This is a genomic window from Serratia odorifera, assembly GCF_041448735.1.
Taxonomy (GTDB): Bacteria; Pseudomonadota; Gammaproteobacteria; order Enterobacterales; family Enterobacteriaceae; genus Serratia_F; species Serratia_F odorifera.
Window position 1 is genome coordinate 390,232 of record NZ_JBGMUT010000002.1, and the last position, 21,641, is coordinate 411,872.

General features: G+C 58.0%; 17 protein-coding genes, 1 tRNA gene and 3 pseudogenes. 11 read left to right on the forward strand and 10 right to left on the reverse strand.

The window, feature by feature from the left end; all coding sequences use genetic code 11:
- Positions 1–6: 6 nt before the first annotated feature.
- Complete coding sequence (gene rbsK, locus ACCC84_RS07895) at positions 7–1,212, reverse strand: ribokinase (protein WP_004961041.1); 1,206 nt, start codon at positions 1,210–1,212, stop codon at positions 7–9.
- Between the two features lie 333 nt (positions 1,213–1,545).
- Positions 1,546–1,799, reverse strand: a pseudogene (locus tag ACCC84_RS07900) (Arm DNA-binding domain-containing protein); the annotation flags it as partial.
- 21 nt (positions 1,800–1,820) lie between these two features.
- Here ACCC84_RS07900 and ACCC84_RS07905 point away from each other — a divergent pair.
- Positions 1,821–1,892, forward strand: a pseudogene (locus ACCC84_RS07905) (hypothetical protein); the annotation flags it as partial.
- A gap of 192 nt (positions 1,893–2,084) precedes the next feature.
- On the opposite strand, the gene ACCC84_RS07910 reads toward ACCC84_RS07905, so the two are convergent.
- The 4 genes and pseudogenes from ACCC84_RS07910 to ACCC84_RS07925 all read right to left on the reverse strand — a co-directional run bounded on the left by ACCC84_RS07910 (position 2,085) and on the right by ACCC84_RS07925 (position 5,272).
- Complete coding sequence (locus tag ACCC84_RS07910; protein WP_371901723.1) at positions 2,085–3,098, reverse strand: HlyD family secretion protein; 1,014 nt, start codon at positions 3,096–3,098, stop codon at positions 2,085–2,087.
- A gap of 2 nt (positions 3,099–3,100) precedes the next feature.
- Positions 3,101–4,585: an efflux transporter outer membrane subunit gene (locus ACCC84_RS07915; RefSeq protein ID WP_198772999.1), complete on the reverse strand. Its 1,485-nt coding sequence runs from the start codon at positions 4,583–4,585 to the stop codon at positions 3,101–3,103.
- Positions 4,586–4,942: 357 nt separating this feature from the next.
- A pseudogene (locus ACCC84_RS07920) lies at positions 4,943–5,035 on the reverse strand (Arm DNA-binding domain-containing protein); the annotation flags it as partial.
- Positions 5,036–5,196: 161 nt separating this feature from the next.
- Positions 5,197–5,272 (reverse strand) — tRNA-Asn (locus tag ACCC84_RS07925).
- 328 nt (positions 5,273–5,600) lie between these two features.
- Here ACCC84_RS07925 and agp point away from each other — a divergent pair.
- The 3 genes from agp (at position 5,601) to alkB (ending at position 8,347) form a co-directional block, all read left to right on the forward strand.
- Positions 5,601–6,830 (forward strand): bifunctional glucose-1-phosphatase/inositol phosphatase, encoded by a 1,230-nt coding sequence (gene agp, locus ACCC84_RS07930; RefSeq protein WP_004961056.1) that lies wholly within the window; start codon positions 5,601–5,603, stop codon positions 6,828–6,830.
- A 72-nt stretch (positions 6,831–6,902) separates the two neighbouring features.
- Entirely contained in the window at positions 6,903–7,598 is a 696-nt protein-coding gene (locus tag ACCC84_RS07935) for a 4'-phosphopantetheinyl transferase family protein (protein ID WP_371901724.1), read from the forward strand.
- Positions 7,599–7,699: 101 nt separating this feature from the next.
- Complete coding sequence (gene alkB / locus ACCC84_RS07940) at positions 7,700–8,347, forward strand: DNA oxidative demethylase AlkB (RefSeq protein ID WP_004961060.1); 648 nt, start codon at positions 7,700–7,702, stop codon at positions 8,345–8,347.
- Here alkB and ACCC84_RS07945 read toward each other — a convergent pair.
- Positions 8,325–9,281, reverse strand: coding sequence for a LysR family transcriptional regulator (locus ACCC84_RS07945; RefSeq protein WP_198772998.1), 957 nt, complete (start codon positions 9,279–9,281; stop codon positions 8,325–8,327). The genes alkB and ACCC84_RS07945 overlap by 23 nt on opposite strands.
- A 71-nt stretch (positions 9,282–9,352) precedes the next feature.
- On the opposite strand from ACCC84_RS07945, the gene ACCC84_RS07950 reads away from it, so the two are divergent.
- Positions 9,353–9,982, forward strand: a complete 630-nt coding sequence (locus ACCC84_RS07950) for an alanyl-tRNA editing protein (protein WP_004961064.1) — start codon at positions 9,353–9,355, stop codon at positions 9,980–9,982.
- A gap of 15 nt (positions 9,983–9,997) precedes the next feature.
- Here the strand turns inward: ACCC84_RS07950 and ACCC84_RS07955 are convergent, their stop codons facing one another.
- From ACCC84_RS07955 to ACCC84_RS07965, 3 genes are all read right to left on the reverse strand, one after another.
- The gene (locus ACCC84_RS07955) at positions 9,998–10,246 is read right to left on the reverse strand and encodes a hypothetical protein (protein WP_198772997.1); all 249 of its coding nucleotides are present in this window, start codon (positions 10,244–10,246) and stop codon (positions 9,998–10,000) included.
- Between the two features lie 115 nt (positions 10,247–10,361).
- The gene (locus tag ACCC84_RS07960; RefSeq protein ID WP_004961066.1) at positions 10,362–12,794 is read right to left on the reverse strand and encodes a formate C-acetyltransferase/glycerol dehydratase family glycyl radical enzyme; all 2,433 of its coding nucleotides are present in this window, start codon (positions 12,792–12,794) and stop codon (positions 10,362–10,364) included.
- Between the two features lie 4 nt (positions 12,795–12,798).
- Positions 12,799–13,698, reverse strand: a complete 900-nt coding sequence (locus ACCC84_RS07965; RefSeq protein WP_198772995.1) for a glycyl-radical enzyme activating protein — start codon at positions 13,696–13,698, stop codon at positions 12,799–12,801.
- Between the two features lie 353 nt (positions 13,699–14,051).
- Between ACCC84_RS07965 and ACCC84_RS07970 the strand changes: the two genes are divergently transcribed.
- From ACCC84_RS07970 to ACCC84_RS07995, 6 genes are read left to right on the forward strand one after another with little or no spacing between them, the layout of a single operon-like run.
- Entirely contained in the window at positions 14,052–15,641 is a 1,590-nt protein-coding gene (locus ACCC84_RS07970) for a TIGR04028 family ABC transporter substrate-binding protein (protein ID WP_004961068.1), read from the forward strand.
- Between the two features lie 10 nt (positions 15,642–15,651).
- Positions 15,652–16,596 carry an ABC transporter permease gene (locus tag ACCC84_RS07975; protein WP_004961069.1) on the forward strand — a complete coding sequence of 315 codons (945 nt, stop codon included), beginning with the start codon at positions 15,652–15,654 and terminating at the stop codon, positions 16,594–16,596.
- Positions 16,593–17,483: an ABC transporter permease gene (locus ACCC84_RS07980; protein ID WP_371901726.1), complete on the forward strand. Its 891-nt coding sequence runs from the start codon at positions 16,593–16,595 to the stop codon at positions 17,481–17,483. Before ACCC84_RS07975 ends, ACCC84_RS07980 begins: the two co-directional genes overlap by 4 nt.
- Entirely contained in the window at positions 17,480–19,138 is a 1,659-nt protein-coding gene (locus ACCC84_RS07985) for a dipeptide ABC transporter ATP-binding protein (protein WP_198772992.1), read from the forward strand. The genes ACCC84_RS07980 and ACCC84_RS07985 overlap by 4 nt, the downstream gene beginning before the upstream one ends.
- Positions 19,135–20,178 (forward strand): putative FMN-dependent luciferase-like monooxygenase, encoded by a 1,044-nt coding sequence (locus ACCC84_RS07990; protein WP_088499734.1) that lies wholly within the window; start codon positions 19,135–19,137, stop codon positions 20,176–20,178. Before ACCC84_RS07985 ends, ACCC84_RS07990 begins: the two co-directional genes overlap by 4 nt.
- Complete coding sequence (locus tag ACCC84_RS07995; RefSeq protein ID WP_371901727.1) at positions 20,175–21,287, forward strand: alkylhydroperoxidase domain protein; 1,113 nt, start codon at positions 20,175–20,177, stop codon at positions 21,285–21,287. The genes ACCC84_RS07990 and ACCC84_RS07995 overlap by 4 nt, the downstream gene beginning before the upstream one ends.
- Positions 21,288–21,641 lie beyond the last annotated feature (354 nt).

Below are 21,641 nucleotides of genomic sequence, written 5' to 3' on the forward strand. Positions count from 1 at the left end.
AAACGATTAAATTTTGCTTTTCAGTCGGTTAAGCGCCTGCTTGCGCTCCGGCATGTTCGATGCGCCTTCACGTTCAACGGCCAGCGAAGCAAAGGCAGAGGCAAAGGTTGCTGCCTGTACCAGCGACTGACCGTCAGCAATGGAAGCAGCCAACGCCCCGTTAAAGGCATCACCCGCGCCAGTGGTATCAATGCTGATGGCAGGGAAAGCGGGAATATGTTGGAACTGCTGGTTCTCATACAGCAGCGCGCCACGGGACCCCATCGTGATGATGATGCAGCGCGCCCCCAGTTCAGCGATGGCGGTGGCGGCACGACGGGCGCTCTCCAGATTAGTCACCTCAATGCCGGAAAGCAGTGAGGCTTCTGTTTCATTCGGGGTAATAACATCCATATATTCCAGCGCCGGGATAATATCGGCGGAATAAGGAGCGGGGTTCATAATGACCTTTACCCCCAGCGCTTTTGCCAGTTTCATGGCATTCAGCGTGGCGGAGAAGTTATTCTCAAGTTGCAGCAGCAGCACGCTAGCGTCTTCCAACTCTTCTTTCAGTTCAGCAATTTCTTTTTCACTAATGTTTTTATTTGCACCGGAGTAGATGGCGATCATATTTTCGCCATTTTCCTGTGAAACATAAATAATTGCGCTGCCCGTTGGTTCTTCTTCAGACTGATAAAGTTTAAAGGAATAAATATCAGAGGAAGAGAGATGGTCCAGGGCAAACTGACTGAACTGATCTTTCCCTACTTTAGAAACAAAATGCACTTTCGCCCCGGCACGGCTTGCTGCCTGTGCCTGGTTTGCGCCCTTACCGCCCGGCCCGAGGGAGCTGCCCAGCGCCATCAGCGACTCGCCCCCTTTAGGGAACCGCGCCACTTTAGCCACGATATCAACGTTAAAAGAACCGAGAATACAGACTTTATTTTTCATATTGCCCACTGAACCTTTCTCATACTTCCCCTTCCGGATATGTTTCAACAAAACTTCAAAGTCATTGTCGGTTTCGGAAATTAGTTTTGATTGCAGGCTTTTACGTATAATCATGGCTCCGCCATGACAGCGCTGAATATACCCCTGCTGAGCCAGTATTCGCAGATCGCTGCGTATTGTTTCTTTCGTTACGCTGAAATACTGAGCCAGATGTTTGACCGTTGCACTATTATGTTTATCCAGAAAATTGAGAACATTACTCCTTCTCTCGTCCATAAACATATTCACCTCCCCCCGTTGCTTACTGAAGAATAGGGGAGCGGCACTGGCTAAAAAGTGATGAATATCGTGTAACAATCAAAAAAACAAAAATAAACAAAAATAAAACAACAAAGAAATCATGTAACCATTTGTTAGTTATAAGATTATCAGTAAAACCAAAAAAGAAATGGCACACGAGGGGAAAATATTAATATGTTCAGTTAATTATTTGATAAAAACAACATAAATTAAAATTAAAGGTTAAGTAATAAATAAAACAAAGATATAAATACTTAAGAATAACGCAAAAATCAGAATAAATAGCAGGTAGACGGACGGAGTGGTCTGTGACTATGTTCTGTTGCTTTTATGCCAACTCAGTGCCCAGACGTGAAGGTTTTTTCTGGTGAGGACGTGGTTCGTTCAGTCGATTGATGTTGTGCTAGGTTGATATTCTGCGTCAGCAATTTATGGATATTGTCACGCGGCTGATGAGCGTCGGCTAAAGATACCTCGGGACAGGCACCTAAGCCGAGGCAAGATTCTTAACCATTGATACGATATTTGAGATGCCTGAGACGTGAACCGCCTGGATTGACCAAAAGGTACTGAACAAAGGGAAGAGATCAAGCGCGCTGGCATTGCTGATAACAGGAACGTCCGTTAAAGAAGTGGCGTTGTTACTGGGATATGACAATGGTTAATCCTTCTCTACCATGTGCCGCCGCGTTACCGGTCAACCACCTTCGAATTATCACCCGACTTAAGCTCCGGAGTGTCCTCAGGCTTGCCAGAAGCAGTTGATATCTGGCTTACGGGTGTAAACCAGAAGGGATAGCTGTTGCATATACGGAGCACGGGAGTCGAACGTGACCCTCGTTTATTATCATGGATTATACCTTCATCGCTTTTTGAGCCGCGGCGAAGACGTCGCGTGCCGGCGTGGTTCCGGCTATGTGCTCCGTTCCTTCGACGCCGAGGTCCATCCATCCCGCATTCACGGCATCGTACATGTCTTCCGCTGGTCCGCTGTGACCCGCCGGGATACCGAATTGCGTTTCCTTAAAGTTGGCAACCACGTAAGTATTACCGGGAACCACGGAAAGCAGCGGGGAACCCGTTTCGGCATATTGGCCAGCCCGCAACGCATGCTCGCCCACAGTGCCGTTGATCGGACTGACAATCCGGGTGCTCGCCAGATTAATGCGTGCGATCGTCAGTATGGCCTGCGCTTGCGTCAGCATGGCTTTCGCCTTGTCCCGCTCGGCCTCGGTAGCCTGTTGGCTGCTGGCGAGTACGGACAGCGCCTGCTGCTGACTGGCGAGCCGCGCCTGGGCCTGCGCCAGTTGTGCGACGGTTTTACGGGCATCCGCGTCAGACGATTCTACCTGCTGGGCGCTACTGATGTTTTGCCGGGCCAGGCGATGCTGGCGCCGGTCCTCCAGTGCCGCGCGATTTGATTCTGCAGCGGCGGCGCGGACGGCGGCTTGCGCTTCTGCAATCAGACTTATCTGCTGTTGTTGGCGGGCGGCCAGATTGGCGATACGGGCCTGTTTCACGTCATTTTCGGCAACCGCCGCCGCGACGGCGGCTTCGGCAAGTTCAACTTTGGCCTGAAAATCACGGGGATCGATTCGGGCCAGTAGCTGACCGGCTTTCACCGGTTGATTGTCCTGAACCGCCACCGCAACTAAATAGCCGTTAATGCGGGGCGCCAGCGTGACAATGTCGGCGCGTGCATAGGCATCATCGGTCTCGATCATCCAGCGGCCGGTGGTCCACCAGTAAATTCCCCAGGCCAGTATCAACAGGGTGAACAACAGGATGCCGGCCAGCGTGCGGGGCCGGGGTTTTGCACGTCGGACAGCAAAAACTGGCTGTTTAGCAGACGAAGTATTTTCGGTCATTACTATGATTCTCTTTTAAAAACAGGAGGAAATAAAATGCTGGAAACGATTTTTGACCGCTGAGGTGCCGGGATCACCACCGAGGGAGCCTGCTGCCACCCGCCACCCAGGGCTTTAAATAAAGTCACCTGAGCATCAATAAGCCGCGTATTTGCGCGCGCCAACTCACTCTGAACGGCGACGTCGTTACGTTGACTGTCGAGATAGTCGAGAGCGGTTGTCGCACCGTCCTGATAGGCAAGCGTCGATAGCCTCAGCGCGTGTCGACTGTTTTCGGCAGCCTGTTGAAGGAGTTTTTGTTGCTGCAGGGCAGAGTCATAGCCTGTCAGGCTCACCTGTACCTCTTTCAGCGCCGTCAAAATCGTGCCGTCAAAATGCGCGAGTGCCGCACTCTCTTTGGCTCCGGCCTGAGCGATACGCGCCCGGGCCGCAGTGATGTTAGGGAAGGACCATGAGATCAGCGGTCCGATGCTCCAGACCGTGGCACCTTCCTTTCCCCAATCTTCAGGCTGGTGAGCGGAGCTGAGCATGCTGGCCCCCAGTGAAATCTGCGGATAGAGATCGGCGGTCGCCACGCGGATGTTGGCCGTTGCGGCGGTAAGCTGTTGTTGTGCCTCGCGCACATCGGGGCGACGGCGTAACAGGGCTAAACCTTCGCTGTCCGGCAACCCGCGGTACGCCAGCGTTGGCGGTTTTTGGCAGACAAGCGCTTGTTCGGGAGGACTGGAAGGTAGACGGCCCATTAAAACCGCGAGTTCAGCGAGTACACGCTGTCGTTTGGCTTTCAACACTGGCAGTTCGGTGCGGGTCTGGTAGACCAAACCCTGAGCTCGAACCACACCCGGCATGGCACCGGCCCCGGATTTATGCAGCGCTTCGGTAATCTGCTGCTCTTGCACAACCAGCGCCAAAGTCTGTTGAGCAATACCGATCCGTTGACCATAGCTACAAGCGCTGAGCCAGGCCCGGGTTGTTTCGGCGGCAACCCACACCCGGACGCCGTCTTCTTCGGCCTGAACAGATTCGGCGTGTGCCTGTGCCGCGCTGGACTGTGAGCGCAGGCGGCCAAACAGGTCGAGCTCCCACTGCAGGCTCATGCCTGCGCTATAGCGGCTGCCGGTACGGATATTGTCGCTCTGGCCTAACGCCGCTTCAATCTGATCGTCCAGCGAACTGCCATATCCCCCGTCGGCAGTTAAGCTTGTGTCGGGCAGTTTTTGCGCATCGGTTTCGCGTTGAAGCGCACGGACTGCGAGAAGGTTGGCTGCTGCGACACGAAGATCGCGATTATTGCGCAATGCTTCCCCGACGGCATGATTTAACGCAGGATCCTGATACAAAGCCCACCACTGATCAGGTGTGGGGGAATTGTCAGACAGAGTTGATGTTATGGGTAAAGTCGTGAGGGGAGGCCGATCTGGTCCCACAGCGCAACCGGCAGATAACAACGGAATTAAGACAATGGTTAGCCTTCTGATTATTAACATGTGTCACACTCTTAATGAGAATGCGACTAGATTACCCATTGTTAATTTGTCTTTATGTCGAGGAATTGACTTTTGTTATCGCAAAATGGTCATTTTCAGCGTAAACAAATCAGCGATATATTTAACGATGATTTTTGGTCGTCGCCCGTCCCTGGCATAAGTACTGCTTCAGAGCTGACAAGCCTGCCAGGCTGCCATGTACAGCGACCGAAGCACGGGTAGTCATTTCGCTTTAGGCGGACTGGAGCCGGTGGCAACAAAAGAGAGCTTACTCTTTAACAAGACTTGATGATGAGTTTTTTATTTAAGGTAAACACCAAGGGCGCTGAGGGACCTTGACATGAAAACGTTAGATAGATTGACCAACAGGTACAGGCCATGAGAATCGGAAACTTTGGAAGGTTTAGCGGATGGTTTTAAGCTGCGGATTTTAGTGTCGTTCAGAGACATAGGGTGGCCACTCCATAATCGAACTGAAATGACCCCAAATCAGACTATCAATCTTGCCCGATGCGGAGGGGGGAAAGAAAATGCATCGGGGAGACTTTTCACGCTAACTTGTTGAATCTAAATCGTATAAAGATTCGTGAAGATGCATGAAAACATAAATATGGCTCCTCTGACTGGACTCGAACCAGTGACATACGGATTAACAGTCCGCCGTTCTACCGACTGAACTACAGAGGAATCGTGTGAACGGCCGGAATCATAACGACCTGCCGGGAGCATGTCAAAGGGCGATTACGCATTCTGTGACTGTTTGCTTACAGAATGCGCAATTGCTTGAGTTTTTTGCAGATTTATTGGCTCTTTGGCGGATAGGGCGGCAGCGATCGGCGTGCGGCTGCCGCAATGATCGCCGGTCAGTTGCTGTCGCGCAGCGCCCGTCGCGCTTCTCTCGGCGTGGGCGGGTTTGTCTGCCCGTGAGTTGCATCACACATTTGCTCGCGCAACCCCGCCATGATAGCCAGTTCAAGCTAACTCACTAAAAATACACATAATAGGGACAGGCGGGATGAAAAGAAAAACGTTACTGCTGTGCTTGCCGATGCTGTTCAGCGCCTCGGCGCTGGCCGAGACAGAAGGCTATCAACTGGAACAGGTATTGGTGATGAGCCGCCACAACCTGCGCGCACCGTTGGCCAACAACGGCAGCGTACTGGCGAACGCCACGCCGCAGGCCTGGCCAGCGTGGGATACGCCCGGAGGCCTGCTGACCACCAAGGGCGGGGTGCTGGAAGTGTATATGGGCCATTATTTTAACGCCTGGCTCAAGCAAACCGGCCTGCTGCCAGCGGAGGGCTGCCCGGCGCAAGACAGCGTATACGTTTATGCCAACAGCCTGCAACGCACGGTAGCGACCGCGCAGTTCTTTACCAACGGTGCGTTCCCCGGCTGTGACGTGGCGGTGCATCATCAGGCGAAAATGGGCGAAATGGACCCGACCTTTAACCCGATCATCACCGATAACAGTGAAAAGTTTAACCAGCAGGCGCTAAAAGCGATGAACGCCAAACTGGACTCATTGCAGTTGGACGCCGCCTATCGTCAGTTGGCGAGCATTATCGATTATCAGGATTCTAATGCTTGCAAAACCGACCGCCAGTGCGATTTGACCGCCGAAGCGAGCAAGATGAGCGCGGTGCCGGGCAAGGAGCCGGGGGTAGCGGGGCCGTTAAAGGTGGGCAATTCGCTGGTTGATGCCTTTATGCTGCAATATTACGAAGGTTTCCCGCTGACGCAGGTGGCGTGGGGTAAAGTGACCACGCCTGAGCAGTGGCGCCAGCTGGCACAGCTGAAAGACGGTTATCAGGATTCGCTGTTCACCTCATCGGTAGTGGCACAGAACGTCGCCAAACCGCTGCTGACTTACATTGATTCGGCGCTGAATGGCACCGATAAAGCCCATTCGCCGAAATTGACCGTATTGGTCGGCCACGATTCCAACATTGCTTCACTGCTGTCGGCGATGAAGTTCAAGCCGTATCAGTTACCGAACCAATATGAGAAAACGCCAATCGGCGGTAAACTGGTGTTCCAGCGTTGGCATGATGCCAAACAGGATCGGGATTTGCTGAAAATCGAGTACGTCTATCAATCCACCGAACAGCTGCGTAACGCCGACAAACTGACGCTGGAGCACCCGCCGCAGCGCGTGACGCTGGCACTGGAAGGCTGCCCTATCGATAAACAGGGTTATTGCGCCTGGAGCGACTTCAAGAAAACCATGCAAGAGATGTTGTAACGCTGCCTGCCCCTTTCCCCAGCGGGACGGGGGCATTACACTGGGGGCATTGCCCGTTCATCTGGTTTCTACGTGTCTGCCTGTTTCCTTAACGATATTCAATGGCTGAACTTCAGCGATTACCCCGGCCACGCGATCCGCGGCCGTTTCAGCGTGGCCGAGTACCACGACTCCCTGTTTTCCCACTTTGCGGTGCCGTTTCCGGCGCATCTGTCTGCGGCAGTGGCCAAGCGGCGGGCGGAGTATCTGGCCGGACGCTGTCTGGCACGGCAGGCATTGGCGCAGTTGGATCATCACGGCGTTATCGTCACTACCGGTGACCATCGTGCCCCGGTCTGGCCGTCGGGCATCGCCGGTGCGCTAAGCCACAATGTTGACACGGTGCTGTGTGCGGTACAGCGGGAACATGGTCTTGGCGGCGTCGGGCTAGATGTCGAAACGCTGATGTCGCAACAGCGCGCAGCGCAACTGTGGCAAGCGATAGTCTCGACGCAAGAGCATGCCTGGCTACAACGCCAGCCGGTAGCCTTTCCTCATTTGCTGACGCTGGTGTTCTCCGCCAAGGAAAGCCTGTTTAAGGCGCTGTATCCGCAGGTGCAGCGTTACTTTGATTTTCTTGATGCGCGTACGGTGGCGGTTGACTGGCAGGCGCAAACGCTGGAGCTGGAATTGCTGACGACGCTGACGGCGCATTGTCCGGCGGGGCGACGATTTAGCGGACAATTCTTGCTTGATGGTGACGCTGTAACTACGTTTATTCACTTATAATTCAAATTGATATGTGATTTTTTTACCTGGTGTGTTCGAGACTGGACAACGGTATTTTTAGCGCTAAAATAAGCACTGGATATATAAACAGGTGTTTGGCAATGACGCTCGATCTTTTTGAAGATGCGCTGCCGCCACCGTGGCGTGAAGAGATTGCGCCCGGCGCGGTAGTGCTGCATGGGTTTGTCCGTGACCACGGCCCCGAACTGCTGGCGGCGGTGCAGAGCGTGGTGGCACAGGTGCCATGGCGGCACATGACCACCCCCGGCGGCTATACCATGTCGGTGGCCATGAGCTGGTGCGGCAACGGCTGGACCAGTGACAGCCGTGGCTATCGTTATTCCGCGCGCGACTCGCGCAGCGGCAAACGCTGGCCGCCGATCCCTGATATCCTGATGGCGCTGGCCGACGAAGCCGCGTTGCAGGCCGGTTTTGGCCATTACGTGCCGGATTCCTGTCTGATGAACCGTTACGATCCCGGCAGCAAACTGTCATTGCACCAGGATAAGGACGAGCATGATTTTGGTTCGCCCATCGTCTCGGTGTCGTTGGGGCTACCGGCGGTATTCCAGTTCGGCGGCTTGCAGCGCAGCGATAAAACCCGGCGTATTCCGTTGGCGCATGGCGACGTGGTGGTGTGGGGCGGTCCGTCGCGGCTGTGTTTTCATGGCATTATGCCGGTAAAAGAGGGCTACCACTCGCTGGTGGGGCCGCACCGCATCAACATCACTTTGCGCAAGGCGCTTTAAGCTGCGGCTCCGCTGCCAGGCAGCTGACGATATAATCGATAAACACCCGCAATTTTGCCGGCAGCTGCTGGGTCGGCGCGTACAGTAGCCACAAGCCCCCCTGATAACTGCTAAGAAAATCCCAATCCGCCAGCACCTGAACCACCTCGCCCTTGGCCAGCGCCTGTCGTGCGGTAAAGTACGGCAGGCTGCCAATGCCGATATGCTGGCGCACTGCGTCCAGTCGCACCCCGGTGTGATTGGCGGCATAGCGGCCGCCCACCTTGACCGTTACCGTTTTACCGGCGCGGCGGAACTTCCAGCGGGCGTCGTTCGGCGTTTCTCCCAGGTAAATACAGCTGTGCTGCGCCAGATCCTGTGGTTGCTGCGGCGTGCCGTGCTGTGCCAGATAATGCGGCGTGGCGCACAGCAGGTGATCGACGGTCATCAACTGGCGGCCAATCAGGCCCGGCGAGGGTCGATCGGTAATGCGCAGTGCCAGGTCGACCCGGTCGTCAATCAAATCCATATAGCGGTCTTCCAGTCGCAGACGCACGTCGACCTGCGGATAACGTCGCAGAAATTCCGGCATGTGTGGGTGCAGCACAAAGTGGCCAACCGCCTTCGGCACGCTGACGCTGACCAGACCTTCCGGTTCTGCGCTGCCTTGCCCGCAGACCGTCATGGCGGCATTGGCGGCCGCCAGCATCTGCTGGCAATGTTGAAAAACCGCCTCGCCCTGTTCGCTGAGGCGCAGTTTGCGGGTGGTGCGATGCAGCAAACGCAGGTTCAACGCCTGTTCCAGTTTGCTGACGCTGCGGCTGATGGCCGACGGCGTGGCGCCCAGTCGGCGGGCGGCGGCGGAAAAACTGCCGCTTTCCACCACCTGAGCAAACACTGCCATTTCGGCCAGCAGCGGTGAGGTTTGATTTGTGATCACAGCGCAAAAGTCCATTCAGTTGACGACGGATTATCAGTTAATTATGACATGAATATAATAGCGGTATCGTGAAGAAGGAGAAACCAATGACCGAACGACGCTATTACTACAGTGATGATCTGCAGTTGACCGCGCAACTGCTGGCCTGTAACGCGCTGGATGACGGCAATTACGCCGTGGTGCTGGATGCGACCCTGTTCCACCCGCAGGGCGGAGGGCAACCGTCGGACAGCGGCTGGCTGAACGGCGTGCCGCTGTTGCGATTGCAGCAACAGGATGAGCAGGTGCTGCATGTGATCGACCGGCCGCTACCGTTGGGGCCGGTCACGCTGACTATCGACCCAGCGCAGCGCGCGTTGCATGCGCGCTGGCATTCCGCCGGTCATCTGATTGGCGGGCTGGGGGAGCGGCAGGGGTGGCAACCGGTCAAGGCTCACCATTGGCCGGGAGAGGGGCGTATCACCTTTGCACCCGGTAGCGGTGCAAAAACCGTGGAACCGGCGTGGCTGCAAGCCGAACTGGCGCAGTTGATTGCGCGGGATCTGCCGCGCGTGCAGCAGGCGGAAAATGGCATGCGTAAGGTGGGGTTTGGCGAATTGCCGGCCTATGGCTGCGGCGGCACCCATGTGGCTTCGTTGGCGGAGCTGGGGCAGGTGCAGATTACGGCGGTAAAAATGAAGAAAGGCCAACTGGTGGTGCAGTATCATCTTGTCTGAACAGCCGCGATGGGGTTATTTAGCCGACCCGGCATGGCGTAGCAGGGTGCAGAAGCCGCATTGACAGCCGGCAACCGGCTGTGTGCTACAGCTGCCCATGCTGACCGCTTGCATATCCATGGCGTGAAAACCGTAAAACCGGCCTTCAAAGGCGTTTTCAGCCGAGTTGGTTTGCGCCGGCTGCGGCGCGGCAACCTGCGCCTGAAAGGCCATCGCCTTACCGGCCAGCAGGGTTAACAGCAATGCGCTTAGCTGTGGTTTCATCGTCTGTCCCTCGGTTTTTTTGATACATTATAACAAAATAATCCGCCTGCCAAGCCATCCCGCGGTTCCAGCCCCGCTTGCATGTCGGCAGGGGGCCGGGCGAGAGAGAAAACGCTTACAGCATATGTTCGGTACGGGCGATGATATCGTCCTGGGCGTCTGGTGACAGCGCGGTAAAGAACGCCGAGTAGCCCGCCACGCGCACCACCAGGTCACGATACTGGTCCGGGTGTTGCTTCGCGTCCAGCAGAGTATCACGCGAGACGATGTTATATTGAATATGCCAGCCTTTATGTACCTCAAAGAAGGTGCGCAGCAGCGCCATCAACTTCTGGCGATCGCTGTGGTTATCCAGCGTCGCCGGATTCAGTTTCTGATTCAGCAATACCCCGCCAAGAATAGATCCCGTTTGCAGTTTGCCCACCGAGCCAATCACGGCGGTGGGGCCGAGATGGTCGGTGCCTGACGCCGGGCTTGCACCTTCCGCCAGCGGCGTATGCGCCTTGCGTCCATCCGGCGTGGCCATGGTGGCGGCGCCAAACGGCACGTTGGCGGAAATGGAAGAGGTGCCTGCGTAATAATTGCCGCCGATCGGGCCGCGCCCATAACGCGGATTGTGGTACTGCTTTAACTCATCGATATACGTCTGGTAGGCGCGAACCAGCAGGGCGTCAACGCTGTCTTCGTCATTGCCGTATTTTGGCGCGCCGTTAATCAGACGCTGGCGCAGTTGCTCGTGGCTCAGTCCGTCGAAATCTTGCGCCAGTGCGGTTGCCAACTGCTGCTGTCCAATCGCGCCCTGCTCGAAGACCAGTTTTTTCACCGCTGCCAGGCTGTTGCCGAGGTTGGCGATGCCGACCTGCAAGCCCGATACCCAGTCGTACTTGGCGCCGCCCTGTTTGATGCTCTTCGCACGCTCAATGCAGTCGTCCACCAGCGCGGAACAGAGGATGTCATGCACGTTTTCTTCGAGCATGGTGTCGACCACATACTCAATTTCGATTGATTTGCGGGTGTAGTAGCGGATCTGGTTATCCCAGGCCGTGAGAACCTGGTCAAAATTAACGAAGTTGCCTCTGGAAAGCGCCTTCTCCTGCGGCAGGAATACCTCGCCACTGGTGGCGTCGCGCCCCCCCTCCATCGCAGCCAGCATCACCCGGGCGAAGTTGATAAAGCTCATACCGGTACAGCGGTAGCCCCATTTACCACCGACCGCGGTTTCGATGCAGCCAATAGCGGCATAGTCGTAAGCATCCTGCTTCTCGATGCCCAGTTTGATAAATTCCGGGATAACGATTTCGTCGTTATTGAACGCCGGCATGCCAAAACCGCAGCGGATCACCTGCACGCAGGCGTCGAGGAAGTCGTTACTGATGCCGGCGTGATAGCGCACGCTCAGATTGGGTTGAGTGGAGCGCAGCCGACCGCAGGACTCGAGAATAGCGTAAGAAAGCGGGTTGACCGCATCGATAGCCTGGTCGTTGACCAGCTTCTGGCCGCCGATGGTGACGTTCTGATACAACGGGCTGCCGGCCGAGGCCTTTGAGTGGGAGCCAGAGCGAATTTTATTGACCTCTAGCAGCTTCAGCCAGCAGCTGTGCAGCAGCTCGATGGCCTGCTCACGCTCAAGGGCATGCTCAAGTTCCACGTCGCGGCGATAGTACGGGTAGAGATACTGATCCATGCGGCCAAAGGAGACCGAATGCCCGTTGGACTCAATTTGCAGTATCAACTGGATGAAGTAGCACAGCTGCAGCGCCTGCCAGAAGGTGTTCGGCGGCTGGTGCGCGATAATGTCGCAGTTTTCGGCGATCGCCAGCAGTTCGTCGCGGCGCTTGGCACGGCTTTCTTGCGTCGCCATGCTGCGGGCCAGCGTGGCAAAACGCTGGATATGCTGGCTGACCGCTTGCAGAACGATATCAATCCCTTTGAGAAATTGGTCGCCATGCAGATCGTCCAACACCGTCAGATTGATGCGCGTGCGACGTTCGGTCACTTTTTCACGCAGGCCGTCGAGGCCTTGTTCCAGCAGTAGCGCGAAGTTAACCGCCAGATGCGCGTCGCCGGAGGTCATATTGCCTTCGGCTTTAATAATGCCGGTGGCCAGCAGCGCCTTTTGTTCGTCGGTGAACATGCCATAGCATTTGTCCTGTACCGTCTGCCCCCGCCACCATGGGCAAATCTGGTGCAGCACGCGCTTGTTCTCTTCGCTGACGGCAAAGCCGGCACCGGGCCTGTCGGCCAGATCGTCTATTTCCTTTTCAATCCAACTGACGGTGTATTCCGGGAAAATGGGGGCGGCGCGGACTTCACTGGCCTGGTTGCCGACAATCAACTCGTCGTGCTTGATCCAGATAGTGCGCTGCGCCAGGTGATGCGCCAGCGCCAGCGCGCGACGAAGTGGCATCGGCTTGTCCATATTCTGCTGATAAGCGCTGGTGTAATGCTGCGCTCGCTCGGTGCAGACCGGCGGTTTAACGATATGTACCAGCGCGTTTTTATGCGCCTTGATGCGGTCCGTCAGGGTGTCGAGCTGTAAAGTTGTCATTGTATTATCCTCGTAGGGTCGCGATCAGCCCTTTATCACCCGCGATGCGTTGGGCGAGCGCCAGCAGAGCCGGATCGTCAAGCGGTTTATCAGGAGCGAGATAGGGCAGGCCAAGCAGGGTGTACTTGTTCATACCGAGCGTGTGGTAGGGCAAAAAATGAATGTCGCGAACGTGCAGCACATTGGCGGCAAAATCGACGATCGCTTCAATTGATTCCCGGTCGGCGTTAAAACCGGGGATCAGCGGGACGCGCAGGGTGATCTGTTTTCCTGCGTCGGCAACGCGCCGCAGATTATCCAGTACGCGCTTGGCGGAGCCCTCGGTCCAGTGCAGGAATTTCGCCGCATCAACGTGCTTCAGATCGGCAAGGAACAGATCGATCCACGGCAGTGCCGGTTCGATGTATTTCCACGGCACGTGCAGACAGGTTTCTACGGCAGTGTGAATAGCATGTTGGCGGCTGGCTTTTAGCAAGCGCAGTGTCAGATCCGGGTTCATAAACGGTTCGCCACCGGAGAGTGTCATACCGCCGCCACTGCGGTCATAAAAGGGTTTATCGCGCAGGACGGTAGCCATGATTTCATCGGCGCTTTTCATTTCACCGCAGACGGTCAGAGCCTGAGTGGGGCAGCAGTCGGTCAGCGCGTTCAGCTGCGCGGGGGCGAGTTTTTCACGCTGGATCACCAGCCCCTCCAGAGTCCGCACGATAACCTCCGGCGCCGCCTGTTGGCAGAGATCGCAGCCAGCAAGACACAGACGGGCGTCATACAGCAGCTCCGCTTCGTGGGCGCGGCTTTCCGGGTTTTGACACCAGCGGCAGCCCAGCGAGCAGCCTTTCATAAACACCACCGTGCGGATGCCAGGGCCGTCATGGGTGGAATAACGCTGAATATTAAAAATCATAATTCACTCCCACGAGTTTCATATGAAGATTAAATAACTTTCTATTGAAATCTAGTTTGACTTTTATCAACTTGGTGACAGGTTGCTGCGTGCGAGTTTTAAACCATGCTGAATCTCACACTTTGAGGACCCGTCACTCTCGTCTTTTAATCCCTGCCGGCCACCCCTCTGAGACTTGATTGTCACCGAGGCTGTTTTGGCCGGTCACCTTGTGCATTTTCTAACAAAGCATTGCCGGATTTGTTCGTTCAATTCCCTGTCGATTTGGTTTGTTATCTAACCCATAACTTCCAGAAATATATAAGGGCGTGGCGAGCATGTTTAATTTTTCTTTCAATAGCTTAACCAGTGGAATGGCGGTGGCTTTGGGGGTGACGCTCAGCGCCAGCCCAGCCTGGGCGGCGGTGCAGGGCGGCACCCTGATTTACCTGGAACAGCAGGCGCATACCACGCTTTATCCGCCTTCCGGCGGTTTTTATCCTAACGGCGGTATCCTCAATCAAATCACCGACAAACTGACCTATCAGAACCCGCAAACGCTGGAGATCGAACCCTGGATCGCGCAATCCTGGAGCAGTAACGCCGATAAAACCGAATACACCTTCAAATTGCGTCCCGGCGTCAGTTTTTCCGACGGTACGCCGCTGGACGCTAACGCGGTCGCCAGAAATTTCGACACCTATGGCTTGGGTAACAAACGGCAAAAGCTGCCGGTGTCGGAAGTGATCAACAACTATGACCACAGCGAAGTGATCGACCCACTGACGGTGAAGTTCTATTTCAAACGGCCGTCGCCGGGCTTTCTGCAGGGCACCGCCACCATCGGCTCCGGCCTGGTGGCGCTCAGCACGCTGGCGCGCAGCTATGACCAACTGGGCGACGCCCGCAATATTATCGGTTCCGGCCCCTTTGTGGTCAGCGATGAGAAGCTGGGGCGGGAAGTGAACCTTAGCGTGCGCAAGGATTATCGCTGGGGACCGGTCACACTGGCGCAGCAGGGGCGCGCCAATCTGGATGGCATCAAAGTGATTGTCACCGCTGAGGACAGCGTTCGTATCGGCGCGCTACAGGCCGGACAGGCGGATTTTATTCGCCAGATCCAGGCCTACGACGAAAAGCCCACCCGCGATCGCGGTTTTATCATTTACGCCGCCCCAACGCGCGGCGTCAACGACAGTCTGGCCTTCCGTCCGGATAACCCGTTGGTCAGCGACCTGCGGGTACGCCAGGCGCTGCTGCATGCCACTGACGCCAAACAGATCGTCGAGACGCTATTTTCGCCCAACTACCCGCAGGCCCGCTCGGTGGTAGCCTCGTCCGCTGCCGGTTTTGTCGATCTGTCCGATCGGCTTAATTTCGATCCGGCGCTGGCCAACCGGCTGCTGGATCAGGCCGGCTGGCAAAAGGGCGCCGATGGCCTGCGCGAAAAAGACGGCAAAAAGCTGCGACTGACGGTGTACGAATCCTTGCCGCAGCCGCAGAACAAAGCGGTGCTGCAGCTGGTTTCGCAGCAGTGGCGCAACGTTGGCGCCAGTCTGAATATTCTGGCCGGCGACGCCGGTAGCAAAGTGGCGGACAACCTTGACCCGCAAAAAACGCCGCTGGCGGTGATTGAGGTGGGCCGCGCCGATCCGGACGTGATCAAGAGCCAGTTTTATCCCAGCAACCGCGACGGCCTGCTGCAACAGGGCGGCAGCGGCAAGCACAGCCGTTTCAGCGACGATCGGCTGAACGCATTGCTACTTGGCATTGCTGCCGAAGTCGATGCGGCAAAACGCCTGCAAATCGCCGGCGATGCCCAGCGTTACCTGCTGGATCAGGCGTACGTCATTCCGATTTTTGAAGAGCCGCAGGTGTTTGCCGGTGCACCGTACCTGAAGGGCGTCAGTTTCGAGGCGGTAGGCCGGCCAAGCTTCTACGGCGCATGGCTGGAAAAGCACTAGGGAGGCGACGATGATCAGATATCTCGGTAGTCGGGTTGGACAGGCGCTGTTGGTGCTGTGGGCGGCATTTACCCTGTCTTTTCTGTTGCTGCAGGTGTTGCCGGGCGACGCTGTGCTGATCAAGTTCCAGAATCCGGATATGGGCCTTAGCCCGGCGCAGATCGCCGACATGCGGGCGGCGTATGGCGCCGACGTACCGCTGTGGCAGCAGTACCTGCATACCCTCGGTAACGTGCTGCATGGCGATCTGGGTTATTCGATGCAGGCCGGGGTGCCGGTCACCGCGCTGCTGGCCGCCAACTTGCCAGCCACGCTGCAACTGGCGGTAATCGGCTTTGCCTTGGCGCTGCTGGTGGCGCTGATGCTGGCCTTTGTTTCCCATCTGCCCGGCGCGTCCCGGCTGGCGGCACTGCTGCGTTCGCTGCCGGCGCTGTTTGTCTCGGTGCCGACCTTCTGGCTCGGTATCGCGCTGATTCAATTGTTTTCTTTCCATTTCAAACTGATACCAGTGATCAATCCCACGCAATGGCAGGGACTGATCCTGCCGGTGGTAACGCTGGCGATACCGATTAGCGCGCCGCTGGCGCAGATCCTGATCCGCAGCATCGACAGTGTACAAACGCAGCCGTTCATCGCCGTGGCCCGCGCCAAAGGGGCCAGTCGGCAGCGGGTATTGCTGCACCATGTGGCGCGCAACGCCATGCTGCCGGCGCTGACCATCGCCGGCATGTTGTTTGGCGAGCTGATCGCCGGCGCGCTCATCACTGAAACGGTATTTGGTCGCAGCGGCCTTGGGCAGTTGACACAACAGGCGGTGGAAAATCAGGACGTTGCGGTATTGCAGGCGATGGTACTGCTTTCGGCCGCGGCGTTCGTCACCATCAACCTGTTGGTGGATCTGTTGTTCCCGCTGCTGGATCCACGCTTGAAATCTCACGCAGGAGTGACCGCATGAGCAGTATTTCATTTGAAAAAGAGGTGGTGCCGGAACGCGATCTGACGGTGGTTGAAAGCGAAGGCACGTTGCCGATGCGCCGTTCACGTTCGCGACGCCTTCCGCTGACGCTGGTGCTGGCCTGGGCGGTACTGGCGCTGGTGGCGCTGTGGGCGTTGGCGCCGGGCCTGTTTACCGCCTACAGCGGGACCGACGGCATTGCCGGGGCACAGCGGCTGGCACCGAGCGCCGAACACTGGCTGGGAACCGATCCGCTGGGCCGCGATCTGTACGCGCGCATCGTCTACGGCGCCTCGCAAACCCTGACCGGTGCGCTGGTGGCGGTGGCGCTGGGCGGCGTGGCCGGTACCGCGCTCGGCGTATGCTCCGGGACGCTGGGCGGGGTGGTTGATACTGCGCTGATGCGGCTGGTAGACGTACTGCTGTCGATCCCCGGCCTGTTGCTGGCGCTCAGTGTGATTATGCTGCTGGGGTTTGGCATGGTAAACGCGGCGATCGCGGTGGGCATTACCTCGGTGGCGAACTTTGCCCGGCTGGCGCGGGCGGAAGTGATGCGGGTGCGTCACAGCGATTATGTCGAAGCGGCGTATGGCAGCGGTGGCGGCTTCTGGGCGGTGCTGTGGCGGCATATCTTGCCGAACTCGCTGGGACCGGTGATTGCGCTGTCGGCGTTGCAGTTCGGCAGCGCCATTCTGGCGATCGCCACGCTGAGCTTTCTGGGGTATGGCACGCCGCCGCCAACGCCGGAATGGGGACTGCTGATCGCCGAAGGACGCAACTATCTCGCCACCGCCTGGTGGCTGACCACGTTCCCGGGACTGGTGGTGATAGCGGTAGTACTGGCCGCCAACCGTATCAGTCACGCATTGGGGAGAAGACGCCTATGAGTCTGCAAGGAGCATTACAGCGTACGGCGGTACCGCCGGTGCTGGAACTGGATAACGTCTCGATTGCCTATCAGCGGCACGGCGACAGCCGGCGGGTGGTGCATAACGTCTCGTTCGCCATTCGGCCGGGGGAGGTGGTGGCGCTGGTGGGGGAGTCAGGCTCCGGCAAAACCACCACCGCGCAGGCGATTATCGGCCTGCTGGCCGACAACGGGCAGCTTGAACAGGGTGCCATCCGCCTGAACGGCGTGGATATCGGCCGCTGGCCCTCGTCGCGCCTCGATGCGCTGCGTGGCGCGCAAATCAGTCTGATCCCACAGGATCCGTCCAGCTCGCTCAATCCGGTGAAAACCATCGGTGCCCAGGTGGCGGAGATCATCAATATTCATCGCCGCCTACCGCGACGACAGCTGCAACAGCGGGTAGTGGAGTTGCTGACCCGCGTCGGTCTGTCGCATCCGGCGCAACGGCTGCATCAGTATCCGCATGAGTTGTCCGGCGGCATGAAGCAGCGGGTGTTGATTGCGATCGCCATCGCGTTGCAACCGGCGCTGATTGTGGCCGACGAGCCGACCAGCGCGCTCGACGTCACGGTGCAAAAACGCATCCTCGATTTGATTGACCAGCTGCGTCAGGAGTTCGGCACGGCGGTACTGCTGGTTACCCACGATCTGGGCGTGGCCGCCGAGCGTGCCGACCGATTGCTGGTGTTCCGTGACGGGCGGGTGCAGGAGCAGGGGGCGACCGCCGAGGTGTTGGCTAATCCGCGCAGCGACTATACCCGTCAGTTGTTTGCCGATTTGCCGTCGCTGGGGGGCGCCGCTGCGCCGAGCGTGATTGGCCAGGCGGCAACGGCAATCGAGGTTAAGGGCCTGGTAAAAGACTTCCGTTTCGCCGGGCGCGGCGGCGAGGTGTTTCGCGCGCTGGATAACGTGTCGTTTCGCGTTGCCCAAGGAGCCACCCACGCGCTGGTGGGCGAATCCGGTTCGGGAAAAACCACCCTGGCGCGCTGTCTGCTGGGCTTCCAACGGCCCGATGCCGGGCAGATCGTTATCGACGGGGTGGACATGACGCAGTTGAAGGGGGAGGCGCTGCGCCAGTTCCGCCAACGCATTCAACTGGTGTATCAGAATCCGTTCGGTTCGCTCGATCCTGCCCAGACGCTGTATCAGGTGGTCGAAGAGCCGTTGCTGAATTTCCAACCGATGGCCAAAGCCGAGCGTTATCGCCGGGTGCGCGATCTGTTTGCCAGGGTAGCGTTGCCGGACGATCTGCTGAGCCGCCGGCCGCATGAACTGTCCGGCGGCCAGCGCCAGCGGGTGGCCATTGCCCGTGCGCTGGTATTGCAGCCGCGCGTGCTGGTGCTGGATGAGGCCACGTCGGCGCTGGACGTGACGGTGCAGGCGCAAATCCTGCGTCTGTTACAGCAGTTGCAGCAGGAGCTTGGCCTGACCTATCTGTTTATTTCCCACGATTTGGCGACGGTACGCCAGATATCACACGGCGTTTCGGTGTTGCACCGTGGCCGACAGGTGGATTGCGGCGCTACCGCCGAGCTGTTCGCCATGCCGGGCAGCGACTATACCCGCCGGTTGATCGACGCCATTCCCGGTCAACGTTTTCAGCTACCGCAGCAGATTAAGGATGTGTCATGAGCAGTAAAAGACTGGGATTCTTCACCCGTTTGCTCGATCAGGGCAGCGCGCAGCAGCGTTACCGTCTGGCAACCGAACAGATCGTGCATGCCGAGCGTGCCGGATTCGACAGCGCCTGGGTGGCGCAACACCATTTTCACCAGGATGAGGGCGGACTGCCATCGCCGCTGGTGTTTCTGGCGCAGCTGGCGGCAAAAACGCGCCACATCCGGCTTGGTACTGGCGTAATCACTCTGCCGATGGAGTCGGCGATCCGCGTGGCGGAAGACACCGCCGTGCTGGATCTGTTGTCCGACGGCCGGCTGGAGGTTGGCGTTGCGGCGGGGGGCACGCCGACCTCGTTTGCGGCGTTTGGCCTGGAGGCCGAACAGCGCAACGCGGCGTTTGCCGCCAATTTGCACAGCCTGTTGCAGGCGTGGCGCGGCGCCCCATTGGGCAGCGACGACAATCGCCTTTACCCGGCAGCGCCGCAGTTGGCGCAGCGCGTGTGGCAGGCCACCTTTTCGGTGGCCGGCGGCGAGCGTGCTGGCAAGGCCGGCCATGGGTTGATGCTGTCGCGCACCCAGCCACGGCCGGCCGATGCGCTGGATCTGCCGCTGGATGCGCTGCAAAACCCGATTATCGACGCCTATCTGGCGGCGTTGCCCGCGGGGGTGACGCCGCGCATCATGGGGTCGCGCAGCGTATTTGTCTGTGACGACAGCGCCCGGGCGCGCGATTTTGCCGCCCAGGGGCTGAGCCGCGGGCTGGAACGCCTGCGCGCCGCCGGCCATCAACCGGCCGATGAAACGCTGGACGGGTTGATCCGCGCGTTTGACGTGCATCTGGGCACGCCGCAGCAGGTGATTGACTCGTTGCAACAGGACAGCGCGCTGGCCCGCGTCACCGATTTGGCGTTTCAGGTGCACTCCATCGATCCGCCACACCCGTATATTTTGCGTTCGATCGAGTTGATCGCGCGCCATGTCGCACCGGCACTCGGCTGGCAACCGCGTCACCCGGCCGCGGCCGCTCACCATCACGCAGAGGAAAATGTATGACCGACACCCATGATCTGCTGGCTACGCTGGCTGATATCGACAGCGACTCGGCACTGGCGCAGGCACGTGCGACGCGTCAGGCCGCCGGCGAGGCGATTCAATCCAGTTATCACGCGCTGTTCCATGCCGCAGCGGATGACGAATTCCCACGCGCCGAGCGATTATTGCTGGCACAGCGCGTCAGCGAATGGCACGGCGTCCACGCGCTGGCGGCGCACTATGGCGATGCATTGCGGCAGACGGCGCAACGCCCGCAGGAAAATGCCGAACGGCTGCGTGCCGCGCTGGATCACGCCGAGCGGCTGGCATTCACGCCGGCGCAGGCCGAACCTCAGCACCTGCAGGGGTTGCAACAGGCTGGCTGGTCGCTGGCGGCGATCGTCACGCTGTCGCAGTTGATCGCCTTCGTCAGTTTCCAAAGTCGTTTGCTGTACGGCTACCGGTTGTTGGCGGGAAAGGCGGTGAACGCCGTCGGCGGGGCGCCGGTGCGTGCCGCAGCATGGCGCACCGAGCGCCGTACCCATGGCGGCCGTCAGGCGCCGCTGGCCTTTACCCGCCAGGAGTTGGAGTGGGAACCCTGGATTGCCGCCAAACCGCTGGCCGAATTTGATGCCGCAGGGCTGGCGCTGCTGGCGCGTTTTGGCCATACGGATTCGGACTATTTCCGCCTGCTGGCGCGCAACCACCCGCTGCTGGAACAACGCACCCTGGCCGATCGGGCGATTTTCTATACCTCCGGCGGGCTGGCGCGGGCGGAGCGCGAACTGGCAGCCACCGTCGCCAGCAAAGTGAACGGCTGCATCTATTGCGCGTCGGTACACGCGCGCAAGGCCGCGCAGTTGTCCAAACAGGGGGATGCGGTGCAGCAACTGTTAGAGGTACCGCCGGGTGGGGCGCTGAGTGAAGGGCAGCAGGACGCCTGGCGCGCGCAGATCGATTTTGCTGCCGCACTGTCCGCCACGCCGCCGCGGGCCAATCCCAATCAATTGGCGCTATTGCGCAGTCAGGGTCTAACCCCACTTGAACTACTGGATTTGGTGCAGTCGACGGCGTTTTTCGCCTGGGCCAACCGGCTGATGCTGACGCTGGGAGAACCGTTTGAGCCATAGAGGGTAGCGCCTGCCGGTGCGGCGTTTTTTGGCATTAGCCACCCGTTGCACTCATTGCGGAAATTGTTTTTAATCACTTGAAATATATACATTTATAGTTATGTGACCTCGTCACTTATGTGCTGGCAAGCGCCATGTCGCGGTTAACCGCGCGACTGGCGCTTGAGCGGTACGCCTCTCCCGCCATAGCAGTTCCCCGGAAATTTACCTGCCAACCAGACTCGGTGGTTGTTGAAATTGTGACCGGAATCACGAGGTTGCCAGTATTTTGATTTTAATGCATGAGAGCCCTCTCATTTCGTCATTTCTCCATTGGAAACCGGTTTCCATTTTGTTTCCAATGGGGGCCTCAAA

What these genes read in the sequence shown, in the direction of transcription:
- ACCC84_RS07975 (WP_004961069.1), top strand. Translation starts at nt 15,652, where the DNA reads ATGATCAGATATCTCGGTAGTCGGGTTGGACAGGCGCTGTTGGTGCTG.
- ACCC84_RS07960 (WP_004961066.1), bottom strand. Translation starts at nt 12,794, where the DNA reads ATGACAACTTTACAGCTCGACACCCTGACGGACCGCATCAAGGCGCAT.
- rbsK (WP_004961041.1), bottom strand. Translation starts at nt 1,212, where the DNA reads ATGTTTATGGACGAGAGAAGGAGTAATGTTCTCAATTTTCTGGATAAA.
- ACCC84_RS07990 (WP_088499734.1), top strand. Translation starts at nt 19,135, where the DNA reads ATGAGCAGTAAAAGACTGGGATTCTTCACCCGTTTGCTCGATCAGGGC.
- ACCC84_RS07995 (WP_371901727.1), top strand. Translation starts at nt 20,175, where the DNA reads ATGACCGACACCCATGATCTGCTGGCTACGCTGGCTGATATCGACAGC.
- ACCC84_RS07980 (WP_371901726.1), top strand. Translation starts at nt 16,593, where the DNA reads ATGAGCAGTATTTCATTTGAAAAAGAGGTGGTGCCGGAACGCGATCTG.
- agp (WP_004961056.1), top strand. Translation starts at nt 5,601, where the DNA reads ATGAAAAGAAAAACGTTACTGCTGTGCTTGCCGATGCTGTTCAGCGCC.
- ACCC84_RS07950 (WP_004961064.1), top strand. Translation starts at nt 9,353, where the DNA reads ATGACCGAACGACGCTATTACTACAGTGATGATCTGCAGTTGACCGCG.
- ACCC84_RS07910 (WP_371901723.1), bottom strand. Translation starts at nt 3,098, where the DNA reads ATGACCGAAAATACTTCGTCTGCTAAACAGCCAGTTTTTGCTGTCCGA.
- alkB (WP_004961060.1), top strand. Translation starts at nt 7,700, where the DNA reads ATGACGCTCGATCTTTTTGAAGATGCGCTGCCGCCACCGTGGCGTGAA.
- ACCC84_RS07985 (WP_198772992.1), top strand. Translation starts at nt 17,480, where the DNA reads ATGAGTCTGCAAGGAGCATTACAGCGTACGGCGGTACCGCCGGTGCTG.
- ACCC84_RS07945 (WP_198772998.1), bottom strand. Translation starts at nt 9,281, where the DNA reads ATGGACTTTTGCGCTGTGATCACAAATCAAACCTCACCGCTGCTGGCC.
- ACCC84_RS07965 (WP_198772995.1), bottom strand. Translation starts at nt 13,698, where the DNA reads ATGATTTTTAATATTCAGCGTTATTCCACCCATGACGGCCCTGGCATC.
- ACCC84_RS07970 (WP_004961068.1), top strand. Translation starts at nt 14,052, where the DNA reads ATGGCGGTGGCTTTGGGGGTGACGCTCAGCGCCAGCCCAGCCTGGGCG.
- ACCC84_RS07915 (WP_198772999.1), bottom strand. Translation starts at nt 4,585, where the DNA reads ATGTTAATAATCAGAAGGCTAACCATTGTCTTAATTCCGTTGTTATCT.
- ACCC84_RS07955 (WP_198772997.1), bottom strand. Translation starts at nt 10,246, where the DNA reads ATGAAACCACAGCTAAGCGCATTGCTGTTAACCCTGCTGGCCGGTAAG.